We start from the raw sequence: 19,623 nt of genomic DNA, 5'->3' as shown, positions 1-19,623 counted from the left end.
AATCCAGCGATACAAAACAGAAAGGCCTGCAGATGCAGGCCTTTGTCGTTTATCGCGATCCGGTTTGCTTAACCGGGCAGCGCCAGCGGGTCGGGTTTACCGATGTGAATCGCGCGGGGCTTGAGCGCCTCCGGCAGTTCGCGCGCCAGATCGATGGTCAGCAGACCATGCTCCAGCTTGGCGCCTTGCACCTCCACGTGCTGGCTCAGCTTGAAGGCAAGCTCGAAGTCACGCTCGGCAATCCCCTGATGGAGGAACTGGCGCTCACCGGCCGCAGCCCCTTTGCGCCCCTTCACCTTGAGAGTGCCGTTTTCGGTCTCCAGCGCCAGCTCTTCGCGCTCGAAGCCAGCCACGGCGACTGTGATGCGATAGCCATCCTGATCGCGCTTTTCAATGTTGTACGGGGGGTAAGCGGCGGTCTTCTGCTCGAACAGACCTTCCAGCTCACGGGCCATCCGCTCGAAGCCGACGGCGTTGGAATAGAGATGAGAAAAATCGAGGTTACGCATAATCCTATCCTTCTAATAAGCAACAGGTTCAACTCTCCACAGGCCCGTCATCGGCACCCGGGAAATTTTAAAATTTCAGTGGATTCAGGCTATCAGCCGTTGATCTCAATCTTGCGCGGCTTCATCGCCTCGGGCACTTCACGCACCAGCTCGATGTGCAGCAAGCCGTTTTTCAGGTCGGCCCCTTTCACCCGCACATAGTCAGCCAGCTGGAAGCGGCGCTCGAAACCACGTTCGGCGATCCCCTGATAGAGATAGTTGCGCCCAGTGTCGGCCTGCTTGTTGCCCTTCACCGTCAGCAGATTTTCCTGGAAGCTCAGCTCCAGCTCTTCCTGGGTAAAACCCGCCACCGCCATGCTGATGCGGTAGTCGCTGTCACCCAGCTGCTCGATGTTGTAGGGGGGATAACCGGCATTGCCATTGCTGGCCGCAGATTCAATGAGATTGGCCAGACGATCGAAACCAATGGCAGAACGATAGAGCGGAGAAAAGTCGATAGAACGCATAGTATTACCCTCTTGTGAGCGATAACGGATTGTTTGCCCTCCTTATGGACGGGCGCCTGGTCGAAACCTCTGTCGAGCGTTCCGGCCTTGTTACCTATATAGGGGCTCACTTTTTCCTTTCAAGGGGATTTTTTCAAATTTTTTAAATGGTCGCACTTATCACCCTATTGGCCCAATAGTGATGATAATCGACCCGTGGGCCACTGATGGCAACTCGCTCCGCACCCCATAATTGGTTGCATATCCACCAGCCAACATGGAGCCACCCCATGAAAATTACCCAGGTTCGCAACGCCACCCTGCTGCTCGACTATGCCGGCACCCGCTTTCTGATAGATCCCATGCTCTCGGCCAAGGGAGCCTTCCCCGGCTTTGAGGGCACCGCCAACAGCCAGCTGCGCAATCCGCTGGTCGAGCTGCCGCTATCGATCGATGCGCTGGTCGATGTGGATGCCGTTATCGTCACCCACGATCATCCTGACCACTGGGATGACGCCGCCAGAGCCCTGATCCCCAAGCATCTGCCGCTGTTTGTACAACACCAGAAGGATGCCGATGCCATTCGTGCCAGTGATTTTGAGGATGTGCGCCTGCTGAGCGAACAGCCCGAGTTTGCCGGTATTCGCCTGCAGCAGACCGGTGGCCAGCATGGCAACGATCAGCTGATGGCGGTACTTGGCGAGCGCATGGGAGAGGTGTGCGGCGTGGTCTTCTCCCACCCCGATGAGCAGTGCCTCTATCTGGCCGGTGATACCATCTGGCATCCCCGGGTCGAGCAAGCCCTGCAACAGCATCAGCCCGAGGTCGTCATCCTCAACTGCGGCGATGCACAGGTGCCCGTGCTCGGTTCCATCATCATGGGCAAGGATGATGTCGCCGCCGTATATCAGGCCGCACCGCAAGCCACGCTGATCGCCAGCCACATGGAGGCGGTCAACCACGCCCTGCTGTCACGCCAGGAGCTGCGCGACTATCTGGCGGAACGGGGCATGACGGATCGGGTACGGGTACCGGAAGATGGCGAGGCGATATCGCTGTGATCCGCAGGAGGGCGAAGGGCCATGCCAGACATGGCCCTTCGGCTTTCACTGCCGAACGCTTATGATGAGAGTCCTGCGCGCAGAGGGGAGCCAACATAATGCCCACCCCGACCGTTGCCGTGGTGACCTTCGATCACTTCAGCCCCTTTCACTGCGCCGTACCCTGCCTCATCTTCGGCGATATCCTGCCGGGCCAACCGCTGTTCGAGCTCAAGATCTGCTGCGGTGATGGCAACCGTCACTCACACTCGGCACAAGGCTTCACCATTCAGGCCCCCCATGGGCTGGAGGTACTGACCGAGGCGGAGATCATCGTCATCCCCTTCTGGCATGACCCGGCAGCCCGGCCACCGGCGGCACTGCTCGATGCCCTGATCGCCGCCAGAGCCAGAGGTGCCCGGCTGGTCGGGCTCTGTCTCGGCACCTATGTGCTCGCCTACGCCGGGCTGCTCAATGGTCGCAAGGCTTCCACCCACTGGGAGTACGAACAGGATTTCTGCCGCCGCTTTCCCTGCGTACAGCTCGATACCAATGCCCTCTATGTGGATGATGATGGGCTGGTCACCTCGGCAGGCACCGCCGCCGGGCTGGACTGCTGCCTCTATCTGGTACGCCAGTACCATGGCTCGGCCATTGCCAACAAGGTGGCACGGCGGCTGGTGATCCCGCCCCACCGGGAAGGGGGTCAGGCCCAGTTTATCGAGCAGCCGGTGCCCGCCTCCACCCGCGATGTCCGGATGAACCAGTTGCTCGATCACCTGCGCGCCCATCTGGCCGAGCCTCACACCCTGGATTCTCTGGCGGCCCACACCCTGATGAGTCGGCGCACCTTTACCCGCCGCTTTCATCAGGCTATCGGCCTCTCGGTGGGTGAATGGCTGCTGGCGGAACGGCTCAGACGCAGTCAGGAGTTGCTGGAGGTAAGCGGTCATTCCATCGATCGCATTGCCGAACTGGTCGGCTTCAAGAGTGCCACCTCCCTGCGCAATCACTTCCGAGCCCGCTTTGCCATCTCCCCCAGCGAGTGGCGACGCTCTTTTCGCGGTAGCCGGGCAACATAATCAGGCTCCACGTTTCACGTGGAACAGGTTCTCAGCTCATCCCAAAAACAAAAAAGCCGCTCACAAGGAGCGGCTTTTTACTATCTGTCTGACTGCGTCGATTAGACGTCGAGGTTGGCTACGCGCAGGGCGTTGGTCTCGATAAAGTCACGACGGGGCTCAACGGCATCACCCATCAGGGTGGAGAAGAGCTGATCGGCACCTACGGCGTCGTCGATGGTGACGCGCAGCATGCGACGGGCTTCCGGATCCATGGTGGTTTCCCACAGCTGATCCGGGTTCATCTCACCCAGCCCTTTATAGCGCTGGATGTAGATGCCGCGCTTGCCTTCGCTCATCAGCCAGTCGACCGCTTCCACGAAGTTGGCAACCGGCTTGACCTTCTCGCCGCGCTTGATAAAACCACCGTCCTCAATCAGGTTAGCGATCTCTTTACCCAGCGAAACCAGTTGACGATACTCGGAAGATTGCAGGAATTCGTAGCTGATCGGGTATTCACGATCAACACCGTGCTGACGAACCACGGCGTGCGGCACGAACAGACTGCGCTCTTCGTCGCGGCGAACCTGGATCTGGTACTGGATACCGTGGTTGCTCTCGTTGAGCACGGCTTCCATGCTCTGGCACCAGACCAGCAGATCGCTCTCGCTGGCCAGCAGTGCTTCGTGCAACTCTGGCTGATAAATCAGCTGGGTCAGTACGGCAACCGGGGCACGACGGGACATGCGGGTGATCAGATGAGAGACCGCGCGGTGCTGGTTGACCAGACGCTCCAGCGCCTCGCCACCGATAGCCGGGGCCGACTCGTTGACGTGCAGGGTTGCACCATCAAGCGCCATTGAGGTCTGATACTGCAGCAGCGCATCTTCATCTTTCAGATACTGTTCCTGCTTGCCCTTCTTGACCTTGTAGAGCGGCGGCTGAGCGATAAAGACGTAACCACGCTCGATGATTTCCGGCATCTGACGATAGAAGAAGGTCAGCAGCAGGGTACGGATGTGCGCACCATCGACGTCCGCATCGGTCATGATGATGATGTTGTGGTAGCGCAGCTTGTCCGGGTTGTACTCGTCGCGACCGATACCGCAGCCCAGTGCGGTGATCAGGGTGCCGACCTCTTGCGAGGAGATCATCTTGTCGAAACGGGCCTTCTCTACGTTCAGGATCTTGCCCTTGAGCGGCAGGATGGCCTGGTTTTTACGGTTGCGACCCTGCTTGGCGGAACCGCCAGCAGAGTCTCCTTCCACTATGTAGAGTTCGGAAAGAGCCGGGTCTTTCTCCTGACAGTCAGCCAGTTTGCCGGGCAGACCAGCGATATCCAGCGCGCCTTTTCGGCGAGTCAGTTCGCGGGCCTTGCGGGCCGCTTCACGGGCACGGGCCGCATCGATGATCTTGTTGACCACGATCTTGGCATCGCTCGGGTTTTCCAGCAGAAACTCACCCAGTTTCTCGCCCATCGCCTGCTCAACGGCAGTCTTCACTTCGGACGAAACCAGCTTGTCCTTGGTCTGGGAGGAGAACTTGGGATCCGGCACCTTGACGGAGATAACGGCAATCAGACCTTCACGCACGTCGTCGCCACTGGCGGCAGACTTGGCCTTCTTGCTGTAGTCCTCTTTGTCCATATAGGTGTTCAGAGTACGGGTCAGCGCGGTACGGAAGCCCACCAGGTGAGTACCACCATCCCGCTGCGGAATATTGTTGGTGAAGCAGTAGACCCCTTCCTGATAGGCGTCGTTCCACTGCATCGCCACTTCCACGCCAATGCCATCGTGCTCGGTGGTGAAGTGAAATACCTTCGGATGGATCGGGGTCTTGTTCTGGTTCAGGTATTCAACGAACGCCTTGATGCCACCCTCGTAGCAGAAATGCACCTCACGACCATCACGCTCGTCATGCAGACGAATGGAAACACCGGAGTTGAGGAAGGAGAGCTCACGCAGCCGCTTGGCCAGGATTTCGTAGTGATACAGGGTATCGGTAAAGATGGTCGGGCTCGGCCAGAAACGCACCTCGGTACCGGTACCTGAGCTGTCACCGATCTGCTTGAGTGGTGCCTGCGGCTCACCCAGGTGATAGGTCTGCTCGTAAACATGACCGTTACGACGAATGGTCAGCAACAGCTTGTCAGAGAGGGCGTTAACCACGGAGATACCCACACCGTGCAGGCCACCGGATACTTTATAAGAGTTGTCATCGAACTTACCGCCAGCGTGCAGCACGGTCATGATAACTTCGGCGGCGGAACGGCCCTCCTCTTCGTGCATGTCTACCGGGATGCCCCGGCCATTGTCACGCACAGAGACAGAACCATCGGAATGGATCTTGACCAAAATATCGGTGCAGTAACCAGCGAGCGCTTCGTCAATGGAGTTATCGACCACTTCGAACACCATGTGGTGCAGACCCGAGCCATCATCCGTATCGCCGATATACATCCCCGGGCGCTTGCGGACCGCATCCAGGCCCTTCAGTACCTTGATATTCGAGGAGTCGTAAGTATTCTCAGTCATAGCTTACTCTCTGCCTTCTCTAACGTTTCGGAGACCTTGCCTTGTTCCACGTGGAACAACTTGCAGTCATTCGCATCCATCATGTCTGCGAGCTGACCGGTGTCGATGGCGGTGATAAACACCTGGGACGCACACTGCTTCAGCCTTGCGGCCAGCAAGCGGCGCTTGTCGACATCCAGTTCAGAGGCAAAATCGTCAATTAAAAAAATACAGCCACGGCTGCTATGTTGATTCAAATAGAGCCCTTGAGCCAAGCGCATGGCGCAGACCAGCAACTTCAGTTGACCCCGGGACAAAATATCTTGAGCGGGCACCCCGCTCGCCTTGAGGCGGACATCGGCCTTCTGTGGCCCGACGCCGGTATAGCCCAGCGCCCGATCCCGCTCAAACCCCGCCTCCAGCAACTCATTGAGGGGAGTATCTTTCTCCCAGCCCCGATAAAAACCGAGACTGATATCGAATTCCGGCAGAAAATCCGCCGTCATCTCCTTGATCAGGGGCGTAATGGCCTGACAATAACTGGCGCGAAACTCGGCCAGTTCACCCCCGAGCCGCACCAGCTCCTGATCCCAAAACGCCAGCTGGCGATACTGGGTGCTCTGGCGCAGCAGCGCATTGCGCTGTTTCAGCAGCCGCCGAACTCGTCCCCACAGGGAAAAAAAAGTCGGTTCCTGATGGAAGACGCCCCAATCGAGCCAGGCACGACGGGCTTGAGGCCCGCCAGTCAGCAGGTTGAAGCCATCGGGATGGATCAACTGCACCGGCAACAACTCGGCAAGGTCGGCCAGACGTTGCGCCTGAGTACCGGCAATCTTGAGTTGGGTCTCGCCACTCTTGTCCTTGGCAAGGCCAATGGGAACCTGACGCCCCTCCAGTTCACACTGGGCAAACAGGGTGAAGGCCCGCTCCCCCTGACGGATAACCCGTCCGGTCAAATGAGTGCGAAAGGAGCGCCCCAAGCCAAGGTAGTGGATAGCTTCCAGCACGCTGGTCTTGCCGCTGCCATTGCGCCCGACCAGTATATTGAGGCCGGGCGACAGCTTGAGACTGGCTTGCTGGATATTGCGAAAGTCGCTGAGCTGGAGTTTGACCAGAGACACGACTAGATCCGCATCGGCATCACCACGTACTGAGCATCCTGATGTTCAAAATCCTCAATAATGGCACTGCTGATCGAATCGCTCAGGCTAATCCGGATTTGGTCACATTTTAACGTATTCAGCACGTCCAGCACATAAGAGACGTTAAAGCCGATCTCCATCTCGCCAGCGGCATATTGTACGTCAAGCAGCTCTTCGGCTTCTTCCTGTTCCGGGTTGTTGGCGGTGATGCGCAGCAGGTTTTCCTGCAGATTGAGACGCACCCCACGGAATTTCTCGTTAGAGAGGATCGCTGCACGGGCAAACGCCTGGCGCAGATCCTCACGACCGGCGATCAAGGCTTTGTCACTGTTGCGCGGAATAACCCGACGCCAGTCAGGGAAGCGACCATCCACCAGCTTGGAGGTAAAGATGAAGCCATCGAGGGCAGCGCGCAGATTGCTGCGGCCGATCTGCAGCCGCACCGGCTTGTCGTCAGCTTCCAGCAAGCGCACCAGCTCCAGCACCCCTTTACGGGGCAGGATAACTTGATGATCGGGTAGCGATTCTGCCACCACCTCACGGCGGCAAGTGGCCAGACGGTGACCGTCGGTTGCCACGGTACGCAAACCGTGCCCCTCGCTCTCGAACAACATGCCATTCAGGTAATAACGCACATCCTGACTGGCCATGGAGAACTGGGTGGCATCGATCAGCTTTTTCAGTTCCAGCTGGCTGATATCGAACTCGAGCACGGATTCCCAATCCTCGATGTTCGGATACTCGGTCGCTGGCAGGGTCGAGAGGTTGAAGCGGGAACGACCTGATCGGATGATCAGGCGCTCACCTTCGGTATTGAAGCGGATCTCGGCGCCTTCTGGCAAACCACGGCAGATATCCAGCAGCTTGCGCGCTGGCACCGTGGTGCGGCCATCCTGGCTGTCACTATTGAGATAGACCTGACCGATCATCTCAACTTCGAGGTCGGTCCCGGTCAACGACAGCAGACCGTTGCTGACATCAAGCAGCACGTTGCCGAGGATCGGCAGGGTCGGTCGGCCACCCAGAGCACCGGACACCAGTTGCAGAGGACGTAACAGGGCCTCACGGCTAATTTCGAGCTGCATCTGTGCTCTCCGTTGTTATTGGGAGGAAAGGGTTCGGATCAGGTTGGAATATTCACGCTGCATCTGTCCACTCCGTGCTGTTATCAGGACGAAAGAGTACGGATCAGGTTGGAATAGTCCTCCTTGATGTCGTGACTCTCCTCCTTCAGCTGCTCAATCTTGCGGCAGGCATGAAGAACGGTAGTATGGTCACGGCCACCAAAGGCATCACCTATCTCCGGTAAACTGTGGTTGGTCAGCTCTTTGGCCAGCGCCATCGCCAACTGGCGTGGGCGGGCAACCGAGCGGGAACGACGCTTGGAGAGCAGATCCGCCAGCTTGATCTTGTAATACTCCGCCACCGTCTTCTGAATATTGTCGATGGTGACCAGCTTCTCCTGCAGTGCCAGCAGATCCCGCAGCGCTTCGCGCACGAAATCGATGTTGATGGCACGGCCAGTGAAGTTGGCGTTGGCGATCACCCGGTTAAGGGCGCCTTCCAGTTCACGGACGTTGGATCGCAGACGTTTGGCGATAAAGAACGCCACTTCATCCGGCAAATGGACCTGGTTCTCGTCCGCCTTGCGCATCAGGATCGCGACGCGGGTCTCCAGCTCCGGTGGTTCGATCGCCACGGTCAGGCCCCAGCCAAAGCGGGACTTGAGACGATCCTCGACACCGTTGATCTCCTTCGGATAGCGATCCGAGGTCAGGATGATCTGCTGGTTACCTTCAAGCAACGCATTGAAAGTATGGAAGAACTCCTCCTGTGAGCGCTCCTTGTTGGCGAAGAACTGGATATCATCGATGAGCAGGGCGTCGACACTGCGGTAATAACGCTTGAACTCTTCAATGGCGTTATTTTGCAGCGCTTTTACCATGTCCTGAACAAACCGCTCGGAGTGCATATAGATGACTTTTGCATCTTTTTTGCCCTCTTTGATCGCATTACCAACCGCGTGCAACAGGTGGGTTTTACCCAGACCGGTACCGCCATAGAGGAACAGCGGGTTGTATGCACCACCCGGATTGTCCGCTACCTGACGGGCAGCCGCACGCGCCAACTGGTTGGACTTACCCTCAACGAAATTCTCGAAGGTATAGTTCACGTTGGTGTTGCTCTTGTGGTTCGGCTCGGGCTTGGTTTCAGCCTTGCGTTCCCAGCTCTTCTGCAAGTTATTCACAGGCGCGGCACCCTGTACTGGCGCTCTGGCGACAGGGACAGGATGAGGACGATTGCCTATATCAAAACGCAGGGCGGGGCCGTCGACCCCATAGAGTTCATTGATGATGCCATTAACCCGGATGAGATACTTGTCTCGTACCCAGTCCAGAACAAAGCGATTCGGTGCATACAGGGTCAGAGTATTGTCACTCAACTCCGCTTGAAGCGGCCGGATCCACATGCTGAATTCTGCCGAGGGCAACTCATCTTGCAGCCGGTTTAGGCACTGCTGCCATAGCGAAGCAGTCACTCTAAGCTCCTGTCGATTGATTAACTAAAGACCGGCTATTCTACGTTTTTAGCGATCTGATCTCCAGCCATCGCCCGGTGGATCCAGCAAATAAGATCCTTGACTTTCAAGGATCCCACGGCTTTGGATCAGATTTCATCCCCAAAGTTACCCACAGCTTGATCCACTATCCAGATTGGCGGATCGCCCCCATCTCTTCTCGTTATTTAATATAACTAAATGTCATTAATTAATTAGGTTTTATTCCAATAGCATGCGTTGCAACGTAGTGATTACAACTACAAATACAAGACATTGAGAGCGAGAAACACCATGAGCAGATCCATCAAACTGATTTCCGGCGCAGCCATCCTGCTGGCCACCCTGTCCGGTCAGGCGATAGCCCAGGAGACCATCAAGGTCGGCATGTCCGGCAAGTATTTTCCGTTCACTTTCGTCAAGCAGGACAAGCTGCAGGGCTTTGAGGTGGATATGTGGAACCAGATCGGTGAGCGTACCGGTTACAAGGTCGAGTTTGTGACCGCCAGCTTCTCCGGCCTGTTCGGCATGCTGGAAACCGGCCGCATCGACACCATCTCCAACCAGATCACTATCACTGACGAGCGCAAGGCCAAATACGCCTTCTCCCAACCCTACGTCTATGACGGCGCCCAGATCGTGGTTCGCAAGGGCAACAGCACCATCCACGGCATTCAGGATCTGGCAGGCAAGAAGGTTGCCGTAAACCTGGGTTCCAACTTCGAAGAGCTGCTGCGCAAGAACGATCCGGCCAAGAAAATCGATATCCGTACCTATGATTCCAACTTCGAACAAGATGTCGCGCTGGGTCGTATCGATGCCTTCGTGATGGACCGCGTCTCCACCGCCCAGTTGATCAAGGAATCCAAGCTGCCACTGCAACAGGCCGGCGCACCGTTCGAAACCATCGAGAACGCCCTGCCCTTCCTGAACACCCCAGAGAAACAGGCTGTGCTAAGCAAGGTCGACGGTGCCCTGACCGCCATGCGCAAGGATGGCTCCCTGCGTCAGATCTCCGAAAAATGGTTCGCCTCCGACATCACCGACAAATAAATGATGGAATTTGATCTCGAATACACGCTGGGGCTGTTTCCCATCCTGCTCAAGTATCTGGGCACCACGATGGAGATGGCACTGTGGGGATTCGTGCTGGCACTCGTGCTGTCGCTGGCTCTGGCGATAGTGCGGGTGTTTCGCATCCCCGTCATTCACTGGCTGGCAATGCTCTATATCTCGTTCTTTCGGGGTACACCGCTGCTGGTCCAGCTATTCCTGCTCTATTACGGGCTACCGCAGCTGTTCCCAATCTTCGTGGGAATGGATGCCTTTACCGCCGCCATCGTCGGCCTGACCCTGCACTTCGCCGCCTACATGGCCGAGTCGATCCGGGCAGCCATCCTCGGCATTCACAAAAGCCAGATGGAAGCGGCGCTCAGTATCGGCATGAGTCGCTATCAGGCGATGCAGCGGATCATCCTGCCACAAGCAGCACGTATCGCCACCCCGTCGCTGATGAACTACTTCATCGACATGATCAAGAGCACCTCACTGGCATTCACCTTGGGGGTGGCCGAGATCATGGGCAAGGCACAGATGGAGGCCTCCTCCTCCTTCAAGTTCTTCGAGAGCTTCATGGCAGTGGCGCTGGTCTACTGGGGGGTTGTTATTATCTTTACCCGCTTGCAGCATCTGCTGGAAGTTCGCCTGAATCGGGCCTACTAACGGAGGTCAGCGATGATCAAACTCACCGGCCTCACCAAGGCTTATAACGGTAATCAGGTACTCAACAGCATCGATCTTGAGGTAAAAAAAGGGGAAATTGTCGTCATCATCGGCCCCTCCGGCACCGGCAAATCGACCCTGCTGCGCTGCCTGAACCTGCTGGAGACCCCGGATGCGGGCACCCTGGCCATCGACGACCTTGCGCTGGATCTGGCCAAAGCCAGCGAGCAACAGGCAATCGAGTTGCGCAAGCGCACCTCCTTCGTGTTCCAGAACTACGCCCTGTTTGCCAACAAGACGGCGCTCGACAACATTGCCGAAGGGCTGATCACCGTCTGGAAACAACCGAAGGCAGAAGCACGCGCCACCGCGCTCGGCATTCTCAAAGAAATAGGTCTTGCCGACAAGCAGGATGCCTATCCGGCGTCACTGTCCGGCGGTCAACAACAACGGGTCGGCATTGGCCGCGCTATGGCGGCCCACTCCAAAGTGATTCTGTTCGATGAGCCCACCTCCGCCCTCGACCCCGAGTGGGTAGACGAGGTGCTGGGGCTGATGAAGGCGCTGGCTCGTCGGCACCAGACCATGGTGGTGGTGACCCATGAGATTGAATTTGCTCGCGATATTGCTGATCGGGTGATCTTCATGGAAGGGGGGCGGATCGTCGAACAGGGGCCGCCAGATCAGATATTGGTTGATCCCAAGGATCCCCGCACCCGGGAGTTCTTGCGAAAAGTTCTGAAATAGCCCCCGCTTTCGCAGCTTGACCACCTTTTTTATTGAAGGATCCCTTGTTTAACCCCGGGTTGCCAGTATAATCCGGAGCCCTCGATCCTCTGGATCCTTACACTCGGCAGTGGCCTTTCAAGACCATCGCAGGATGAGAGGGAACGGCGGATTGACTAAAAGCCGAACTCTGTTTAGAATTCGGCCTCTTTTGCTAGTCGTCACACGCTATAGCTGGCGCGTCGGCTAAGTGTGACATCAAAACTGTACAGAAATACGGAATCGAATCATGAAACGTACTTTTCAACCGTCCAACCTGAAGCGCAAGCGCTCTCACGGTTTCCGCGCCCGCATGGCAACTGCCAACGGTCGTAAAGTTCTGGCCGCTCGTCGTGCCAAGGGTCGTGCCCGCCTGGTAGTCTAATGCCTACCCAGCACACCTTCTCTCGGGAGTTACGTCTGTTAACTCCCGAACACTTCAAACGCGTTTTCGCTGAGCCTGTCCGGGCTGCTTCCCCGCAAATTACGCTTCTCGCCTGCCCCAATTCACTCGAACACTCTCGTCTTGGTCTCGCTGTGCCCAAAAAAGCACTCAAGCGTGCCGTCTGGCGTAACCGTGTCAAACGGGTGGTCCGGGAAAGTTTCCGCCTCCAACAACATAAGCTGCCCGCTATCGATATCGTGGTGATCGCCAAGGCTGGTGTGAAAGAGATGGATAACGAGGAACTGTTCAAGTTACTGGAAAAGCTATGGCGCACTCTGTCACGCCGTTGCAATGGGTAGCTATCAAACTGATACGCCTGTATCAGCTAATCATTAGCCCTCTGCTCGGGCCGCGCTGCCGTTTTACTCCAACTTGTTCCCAATTTGCGATAGAAGCCATCCGACTTCACGGTTTCATAAAAGGCGTTTGGCTAGCTAGCAAACGTCTATTAAAATGCCACCCCTTATCCGAGGGTGGTTATGACCCGGTTCCGCAACCAAAGCGAAGAAACTGAAGACTATGGAATCACAACGCAATCTACTTCTGATCGGTTTGCTGTTCGTGAGCTTTTTGCTCTGGCAACAGTGGGAGTCCGACAAGGCTCCGAAGCCGGCCCCGATTACCGTGGCCCAAACCGAACATTTCGTACCTGAAGCCGGTCAAACCGGTGACATTCCTCAGGTTTCCGAGCAAGCCAACGCGACTGCCGCACGCAAGCTGATCACCGTCTCCTCTGACGTGCTCAAACTGACCCTGGATACCCAGGGTGGCGATATCGTCTCTGCCGAACTGCTGGCCCACAAGCTGGAAGAAGGTAAAGAGCCGTCATTCGTGCTGCTGACCAATGTGCCTGATCGCCTCTATGTCGCCCAAAGCGGCCTGGTGGGTCGTGATGGTCCTGACAGTCAACCTCAGGGCCGTCCTACCTATGACGCCGCCCAGACCAGCTATCAGCTGGCCGATGGTCAGGATCAAGTCGTCGTACCGATGACCTGGACCGACAGCAAGGGCGTGCTCTTCACTAAAGAATTCGTGCTCAAGCGTGGCGACTATGCCATTGGTGTTGATTACAAAATCGACAACAAATCTGCCGAGCCGGTTCAGGTGCAGTTCTATGGTCAGCTGAAGCAGACCGTAGCAACCCCGAAAGACCAGGAAGGTCATGCCATGGTAGCGAGTGCTTACCGTGGTGGTGCTTTCTCCAGCGAAGAGACTCGCTACAAGAAATACACCTTCGACGAAATGAAGGATGCCGACCTGAACAAGACCACCAAGGGTGGTTGGGTCGCCATGCTGCAACACTACTTCGTCTCCGCCTGGGCACCCAATGCCGACGATACCAACAGCTTCTACAGCCGCGTGACCCCTGGCACAGGCCAGGCCATCATTGGCTATAAAGCGCCCTTGGTAGACGTGGCAGCTGGCCAACAGGCCGAAGTGACCAGCAAGCTGTGGGTCGGTCCCAAGCTGCAAGACCAGATGGCCAAGGTGGCTAACCACCTCGACCTGACCGTCGACTACGGCTGGCTGTGGTTCATCGCCCAGCCACTGCACTGGCTGCTGACCGTGTTCCACGGCTTCGTCCAGAACTGGGGTGTGGCCATCATCATGCTGACCATGCTGGTGCGCGGTATCATGTTCCCGCTGACCAAAGCCCAGTACACCTCCATGGCCAAGATGCGCATGCTGCAGCCCAAGATTGCAGCCCTGCGTGAGCGCTTCGGCGAAGATCGCCAGAAGATGTCTCAAGGCATGATGGAGCTGTACAAGAAGGAGAAGGTCAACCCGCTGGGTGGCTGTCTGCCGATCCTGGTACAGATGCCGATCTTCATCGCCCTCTACTGGGCCTTGATGGAATCCGTCGAGCTGCGCCATGCGCCGTTTGCCCTGTGGATCTCTGACTTGTCAGTGAAGGACCCCTTCTTCGTGCTGCCAATCCTCATGGGTGCGTCCATGTGGTATCTGCAGAAGATGAGCCCGACCACTGTCACCGATCCGATGCAACAGAAAGTGATGCAGTTCATGCCGATCATCTTCACTTTCATGTTCCTCTGGTTCCCGGCTGGCCTGACTCTGTACTGGTTGGTGAGCAACGTCATCTCCATTACCCAGCAGACCATCATCTATCGTCAGCTGGAGAAGAAAGGCCTGCACACTCGCAATTGATGCGCAGCTAATCTTCCCTTGATGACAAAAGAGGCGGCCTTCGGGCCGCCTTTTTTATTACAATGTCTCCCACTACGTTTTCCTATCAGCGAACAAACGAGCCAAGCAAGATGACAACAGATACGATCGTGGCCCAAGCCACCGCGCCAGGCCGTGGCGGCGTGGGCATAGTCCGGGTCTCCGGCCCCGCCGCCGAACAGGTCGCCGAGATAATGCTCGGCAAGCTCCCGCGGGTGCGCTACGCCGAATATCTGCCGTTCAAGGATGAGCAAGGCCAGGTACTGGATCAGGGCATCGCCCTGCTGTTCAAAGCCCCCAACAGCTTCACCGGCGAGGATGTGCTGGAGCTGCAGGGGCACGGGGGTCCCGTCATCATGGACATGCTGATCCGCCGCATTTTGCAGATCGATGGCATTCGCCCTGCCCGTCCCGGCGAGTTCAGCGAACGCGCCTTCATCAATGACAAGCTGGATCTGGCCCAGGCCGAGGCCATCGCCGATCTGATCGAAGCCTCCAGCGAACAGGCAGCCCGCAGCGCCATGCACTCCTTGCAGGGGCAGTTCTCCAGCAAAATTCAATTGCTGGTCGAGAGCCTGATCCGGCTGCGCATCTATGTGGAAGCGGCCATAGACTTCCCCGATGAGGAGATCGACTTCCTCTCCGACGGCAAGGTGGCGGGCGATCTCTACGCCATCATGGCCGAGCTGGATGGGGTGCGCGGGGAAGCCAAGCAGGGTGCCCTGCTGCGGGAAGGGATGAAGGTGGTGATCGCCGGTCGCCCTAACGCCGGTAAATCCAGCCTGCTCAACGCCCTAGCAGGCCGCGAGTCCGCCATCGTCACCGAGATCGCCGGAACCACCCGCGACGTGCTGCGCGAGCATATCCACCTCGATGGGATGCCGCTGCACATCATCGACACCGCCGGTTTGCGCGACACGCAAGATCAGGTGGAAAAGATCGGCATAGAGCGCGCCTGGGCCGAAATAGAGCAAGCCGATCGCGTGTTATTTATGGTGGATGGCACCACCACTGACGCCATCGACCCGCGCGAGATTTGGCCGGAATTTGTTGATCGGTTGCCAAAAAACATCGGCCTCACCGTCATTCGCAACAAGGCCGACCTGACTGGCGAAGAGCTGGCACCGAGTCAGGAGCTGGGTCACGCCGTCTACCGCATCTCCGCCAAGACCGAGCTGGGGCTGCCCGCCCTGCGTGAGCACCTGAAAGCCTGCATGGGCTTCCAGGGCAATACCGAGGGGGGCTTTATGGCCCGCCGCCGCCATCTCGATGCGCTGGAGCGCGCCGCCGAGCGGCTACTGATCGCCAAAGACCAGCTGGAAATCTATGTCGCCGGGGAACTGGTGGCCGAAGAGCTGCGGCTGGCGCAGGAGTCCCTCTCCGAGATCACCGGCGAATTCAGCTCCGACGATCTGCTGGGCCGCATCTTCTCCAGCTTCTGCATCGGCAAATAAGTCGGTTCGGCAGACAACAAAAAGCCCGGGATGAACCCGGGCTTTTTGTTGTCTGTTTTTTGTCCGCACACCTAGAGACGGCGCAGACACCACATGAAGTAAGCGCCACCTAACAGGGTGGAGACCAGACCGACCGGCACCTCCTGCGGGAAGAGGACCTGCTGGCCGGCCCAGTCCGCCGATACCATCAACAGGGCGCCGGAAGCTGCGGCCCCAAGCTGGTGCCAGCGTGCCCGCACCAGCCCCATCAGCTTGGCCATGTGTGGCGCCAGCAGACCGACAAACGAAAGCGGCCCCACCACCAGGGTGGCACTGGCAGTGAGCACGGCCACCAGCAGCAGGATGGCGAGCTGGGCACGGTTGAGGCGAATGCCCAGCGCGGTCGCCATCGCAGCTCCCATCGGCAGCAGATCGAGCCAGCGGCTTACAAGCAGGCAGGCGGCCAGCATCAACAGCGCCAGCCCCACCAACCCATAGGCCACCGGCAGGGTGACGTAGTAGGTGGAACCGGACATCCAGGAGAGCAGTTGCTGCACCCGCATGTCACCGTTGGCCAGCGCGATGGCCTGCAACGGCTCAAACAGTGCCGTGATGGCAATACCTGACAGCAGGATCCGCTCCGGCTGGAAGCCGTGCTTGCGATTGACTACCACCAGCAGCAACAGGCAGCCGAAGGCACCGAGCAAGCCACCGGCCAGCATCAGCGGCAGGGGCAACGCGGGCAGCAGCAGCGCTGTGGTAATCACCCCCATAAAGGTGCCGCCACTCACCCCCAGCAGCTCCGGGCTCGCCATCGGGTTGTTGCTGACGCGCTGCAACAGGGTACCCGCCAGCGCCAGCAGCACACCGGCCGCTCCCGCCGCCAGAGTGCGCGGCAACCGCCACTCCAGCTGGGCCTGCCAGCGGAGCCAGCTTGGCCAGCTCCAGCCCGTCATCCCCTGACCAAACAGCAGGGAGGCGACCATGGCCAGCAGCAGCCCGACCAGCAACAGGCCGACAAGGCGAGCCGGAGCCAGATGGCGAGCCACCAGCAGGACGGCGTTTGCCTTCGGCGTACCCGACTTGATGCCAAGGCGCGGGATCAGCCAGAGCAGCAACGGTGCGCCCAGCAGGGCAGTCATGGCGCCGGTGGGGATCAAGACTGGCCAGAAGCGGCTCAGGCTCTGCAGCAGCAAATCGGTGGCCGCCAGCAGCAGGGCGCCGAGGATCGGTGCCCACAATAGCCGTTGGCCAAGCTGGCGGATCCCGAGCAGCCGCACCATGGCCGGTGCGGCCAACCCGATAAAGCCGATCAGCCCAACCACGCTCACCACGCAAGCGGTGACAAATACCGCCAAGCCAAGCCCCGCCAGTCGCAAGTGTTGGAGGGAGACCCCCAGACTACGGGCGCTGGCATCATCCAACTCCAGCACCGCCAGCGGGCGTACCAGCACAGCGGCCAGCACCGCAGCTGCCAGCAGGCGGGGCAACAGGTAACTCACCCCGCTCCAGCTGTTCTGCACTAGCGAGCCACTGCCCCACACCAGCAAACCTTTCAGCTCCTCCTGAAAGAACAGCAAGAGCCCCATGCTGATGGCCGCCAGATAGAGGTTGATCACCAGCCCGGCAAAGACGATGACCACCGGATTGAGCTGACGACGCCAGGCCAGGGCGAACACCAGCGCCATCGCAAGGCTGCCGCCAGCCATGGCGATCCACTCCCGCCCCAGCAGCAGCCAGGAGGGGGCAAACAGGGTCACCATCATCAATGCCAGTTGGGCGCCGGAGGCCACCCCAAGAGTGGTGGGTGACGCGAGCGGATTGCGCAGCACCTGCTGCATCAGGGTGCCCGCCAGCCCGAGCGCAGCTCCGGCCAGCAGGGTGACCGCCAAGCGGGGCAGCCAGCTGAAATGCACCACCGCTTGGCTGACGTCATCCAGATTGGGGGCGAAGAGGCTCTGCCACCAGATCGCACCGGGCAGTTGGCGAGCCAGATCCCAACACGCGAGCGAAAGGGTCAACCCCAGCAGGATCGAGACCGGTCGCAGTAGCGGCGATGTGAGCAGTCGCTTCATTGTCTAGCCTCCATACGCACGGCATCTTGCAGCAATGCCTCGCTGAGCAGACCGGCGAAACGGCGGGCGGCAAGTACGCCGCCAAAACTCCACACCGCAGGCAGATGCAGCACGGGCGCCTGCCGTACCAGCGGCAGATGCTGCCACAGCCCAGGCTCCTGCAGCCGTTCGCTCACCCCGACCGGGATGGGATCAACCACCACCAGCCGTGCATTGGGTAAGGTCATGAACTGCTCGATGCTGACCACCGAGAAACCCCAGTCATTGGTCTGCTCCTGCCAGCCATTGCGCAGACCGAGCCGCGTCATCACCGCATCGAACAGGCTGTGGCGACCAAACACCCGCACATGGCGCTCATCGATAAACTGCACCACCAGCAGGGGCGGCAGACCCGCAGGCAATCTTGCCTGCATGCTGGCGAGATCCCGATCCAGCCCGGCCAGCAGCCGTTCGCCCTCGGCGGTTTTGCCCACCATACGGGCGAGGGTCAGGGTCACCTCGTGCAGCCGCTGCCACAGATCGGTTTGCGCATCATAAAGGGCGATGGTGCTCACCGGCGCGATGCGGGAAAGGGTGGGCACCAGCGGTGCCGCCAGCGGCGAGATGAGGATGCGATCGGGTTTGAGCTCGGCCAGCAGCTCGCGGTTGGGCTGGGTACGCAGGCCTATATCCACCACCCCGGCGGGTAGCCGTGGCTCGCCGACCCATGCCTGATAGGGGCCAGCATCCCCCACCGCCAGCGGAGTCACCCCGAGCGCCAGCAGGGTTTCGGCTATGGTCCAGTCGACGGTGGCGATACGGGGTGGCGGTGCAGAGGCGATCGGGGATGTGTCGGCCTGCGCCACAAGTGGCAACAACAGGCTAATAAGGCAGGGTGCCATCTTCTTCAATAAACGGTTCAAGAGAGCCCCCCGGTCAGACGATGGCGATGGCGTGGTCATAGGCCGGGTGGCGAATGACCTCCATCGGGATGCCATAGATGGCGTTCAGGGTCTCGCTGGTCATGATCCCCTCAGGTTCGCCGTGGGTGAGCAGGCGGCCGGAGTGAAGCGCCACCAGCTGATCGCAGAAGCGGGAGGCCATATTGATGTCGTGAATGACAATGATGACCCCGAGGTTGAGCTGGCGGCTGAGCTGCCTGACCAAGGTCAGCACCTCCACCTGGTGGGCCACATCCAGCGCGGCCAGCGGCTCGTCCAGCAGGATGAAGCGGCTCTCCTGCGCCAGCAGCATCGCCAGCCAGACCCTGCCCCGCTCGCCGCCGGAGAGGGTATCCACCAGCCGATCTGCAAAGCGTTCGGTATGGGTAAGGGCGATGGCCCGATCGACCTGACGGTGATCCTCCGCCCCCATCCGGCCCAGCAGGCCGCGCCAGGGATAGCGGCCCATCTCCACCAGCTCCCGCCCGAGCAGATTCTCGGCGCTCGGCAAATGCTGGGGCAGATAGGCCACCTGACGGGCAAACTCCCGATTGCCCCAGTCGGGCAGCGGCTTGCCATCGAACAGGATCTCGCCGTCGCTGAGGGGTTGCTGGCGTGCCAGCAGCTTGAGCAGGGTCGATTTACCCGAACCATTGTGGCCGATGAGGCCATAGACCTGTCCCTGCTCGAAACGCAGGTCGGTGGGGTGCAGCAGCGTGCGGTCATTGACCGTGAAGCTGGCTGATTTCATCTCGAACATAAGCAATTCCTG

Annotated in this window: 19 protein-coding genes; 10 read left to right on the top strand and 9 right to left on the bottom strand. The window is 58.8% G+C overall.

Going from position 1 to position 19,623, the window contains the following annotated elements; translation table 11 throughout:
- Positions 1-68: 68 nt before the first annotated feature.
- Entirely contained in the window at positions 69-509 is a 441-nt protein-coding gene (locus BN1135_RS16450; protein WP_042022971.1) for an Hsp20 family protein, read from the bottom strand.
- 92 nt (positions 510-601) lie between these two features.
- A complete protein-coding gene (locus tag BN1135_RS16445) occupies positions 602-1,015 on the bottom strand; it encodes an Hsp20 family protein (RefSeq protein ID WP_040098225.1) in 414 nt (137 codons plus the stop codon).
- A gap of 269 nt (positions 1,016-1,284) precedes the next feature.
- Between BN1135_RS16445 and BN1135_RS16440 the strand changes: the two genes are divergently transcribed.
- A complete protein-coding gene (locus BN1135_RS16440; protein WP_042022970.1) occupies positions 1,285-2,055 on the top strand; it encodes an MBL fold metallo-hydrolase in 771 nt (256 codons plus the stop codon).
- A gap of 98 nt (positions 2,056-2,153) precedes the next feature.
- The gene (locus BN1135_RS16435) at positions 2,154-3,116 is read left to right on the top strand and encodes a helix-turn-helix domain-containing protein (RefSeq protein WP_042022969.1); all 963 of its coding nucleotides are present in this window, start codon (positions 2,154-2,156) and stop codon (positions 3,114-3,116) included.
- Positions 3,117-3,217: 101 nt separating this feature from the next.
- Here BN1135_RS16435 and gyrB read toward each other — a convergent pair whose 3' ends face one another.
- The 4 genes from gyrB to dnaA form a co-directional block, all read right to left on the bottom strand.
- A complete protein-coding gene (gyrB, locus tag BN1135_RS16430; RefSeq protein WP_042022968.1) occupies positions 3,218-5,629 on the bottom strand; it encodes a DNA topoisomerase (ATP-hydrolyzing) subunit B in 2,412 nt (803 codons plus the stop codon).
- Positions 5,626-6,729, bottom strand: a complete 1,104-nt coding sequence (recF, locus tag BN1135_RS16425) for a DNA replication/repair protein RecF (protein WP_042022967.1) — start codon at positions 6,727-6,729, stop codon at positions 5,626-5,628. Before recF ends, gyrB begins: the two co-directional genes overlap by 4 nt.
- 2 nt (positions 6,730-6,731) lie before the next feature.
- Positions 6,732-7,835 (bottom strand): DNA polymerase III subunit beta, encoded by a 1,104-nt coding sequence (gene dnaN / locus BN1135_RS16420; protein ID WP_042022966.1) that lies wholly within the window; start codon positions 7,833-7,835, stop codon positions 6,732-6,734.
- Between the two features lie 83 nt (positions 7,836-7,918).
- On the bottom strand, positions 7,919-9,289 hold the full coding sequence (dnaA, locus tag BN1135_RS16415; RefSeq protein WP_042022965.1) for a chromosomal replication initiator protein DnaA: 1,371 nt from the start codon (positions 9,287-9,289) through the stop codon (positions 7,919-7,921).
- Between the two features lie 312 nt (positions 9,290-9,601).
- On the opposite strand from dnaA, the gene BN1135_RS16410 reads away from it, so the two are divergent.
- The 8 genes from BN1135_RS16410 to mnmE all read left to right on the top strand — a co-directional run bounded on the left by BN1135_RS16410 (position 9,602) and on the right by mnmE (position 15,877).
- On the top strand, positions 9,602-10,360 hold the full coding sequence (locus BN1135_RS16410; protein WP_042022964.1) for an amino acid ABC transporter substrate-binding protein: 759 nt from the start codon (positions 9,602-9,604) through the stop codon (positions 10,358-10,360).
- The gene (locus BN1135_RS16405) at positions 10,361-11,029 is read left to right on the top strand and encodes an amino acid ABC transporter permease (protein ID WP_098971492.1); all 669 of its coding nucleotides are present in this window, start codon (positions 10,361-10,363) and stop codon (positions 11,027-11,029) included.
- A 12-nt stretch (positions 11,030-11,041) separates the two neighbouring features.
- Positions 11,042-11,776, top strand: a complete 735-nt coding sequence (locus BN1135_RS16400; RefSeq protein ID WP_042022963.1) for an amino acid ABC transporter ATP-binding protein — start codon at positions 11,042-11,044, stop codon at positions 11,774-11,776.
- Positions 11,777-12,044: 268 nt separating this feature from the next.
- Positions 12,045-12,179: a 50S ribosomal protein L34 gene (gene rpmH / locus BN1135_RS16395; RefSeq protein ID WP_005307156.1), complete on the top strand. Its 135-nt coding sequence runs from the start codon at positions 12,045-12,047 to the stop codon at positions 12,177-12,179.
- Complete coding sequence (gene rnpA / locus BN1135_RS16390; RefSeq protein ID WP_042022962.1) at positions 12,179-12,538, top strand: ribonuclease P protein component; 360 nt, start codon at positions 12,179-12,181, stop codon at positions 12,536-12,538. Before rpmH ends, rnpA begins: the two co-directional genes overlap by 1 nt.
- Positions 12,505-12,753, top strand: a complete 249-nt coding sequence (yidD, locus tag BN1135_RS21765) for a membrane protein insertion efficiency factor YidD (protein WP_010672280.1) — start codon at positions 12,505-12,507, stop codon at positions 12,751-12,753. Before rnpA ends, yidD begins: the two co-directional genes overlap by 34 nt.
- Before the next feature lie 5 nt (positions 12,754-12,758).
- Complete coding sequence (gene yidC / locus BN1135_RS16385) at positions 12,759-14,405, top strand: membrane protein insertase YidC (protein ID WP_042022961.1); 1,647 nt, start codon at positions 12,759-12,761, stop codon at positions 14,403-14,405.
- Between the two features lie 110 nt (positions 14,406-14,515).
- Positions 14,516-15,877 carry a tRNA uridine-5-carboxymethylaminomethyl(34) synthesis GTPase MnmE gene (gene mnmE, locus BN1135_RS16380; protein WP_042022960.1) on the top strand — a complete coding sequence of 454 codons (1,362 nt, stop codon included), beginning with the start codon at positions 14,516-14,518 and terminating at the stop codon, positions 15,875-15,877.
- A gap of 71 nt (positions 15,878-15,948) precedes the next feature.
- Here the strand turns inward: mnmE and fhuB are convergent, their stop codons facing one another.
- From fhuB to BN1135_RS16365, 3 genes are read right to left on the bottom strand one after another with little or no spacing between them, the layout of a single operon-like run.
- Entirely contained in the window at positions 15,949-17,931 is a 1,983-nt protein-coding gene (gene fhuB / locus BN1135_RS16375) for a Fe(3+)-hydroxamate ABC transporter permease FhuB (RefSeq protein ID WP_042022959.1), read from the bottom strand.
- Positions 17,928-18,812, bottom strand: a complete 885-nt coding sequence (locus tag BN1135_RS16370) for an ABC transporter substrate-binding protein (protein ID WP_042022958.1) — start codon at positions 18,810-18,812, stop codon at positions 17,928-17,930. Before BN1135_RS16370 ends, fhuB begins: the two co-directional genes overlap by 4 nt.
- A 34-nt stretch (positions 18,813-18,846) precedes the next feature.
- The gene (locus BN1135_RS16365) at positions 18,847-19,611 is read right to left on the bottom strand and encodes an ATP-binding cassette domain-containing protein (RefSeq protein WP_042022957.1); all 765 of its coding nucleotides are present in this window, start codon (positions 19,609-19,611) and stop codon (positions 18,847-18,849) included.
- Between the last annotated feature and the right edge of the window lie 12 nt (positions 19,612-19,623).

It is taken from the genome of Aeromonas sobria, assembly GCF_000820145.1.
Lineage (GTDB): Bacteria > Pseudomonadota > Gammaproteobacteria > Enterobacterales > Aeromonadaceae > Aeromonas > Aeromonas sobria.
This window is presented reverse-complemented; position numbering and strand designations above follow the sequence as displayed.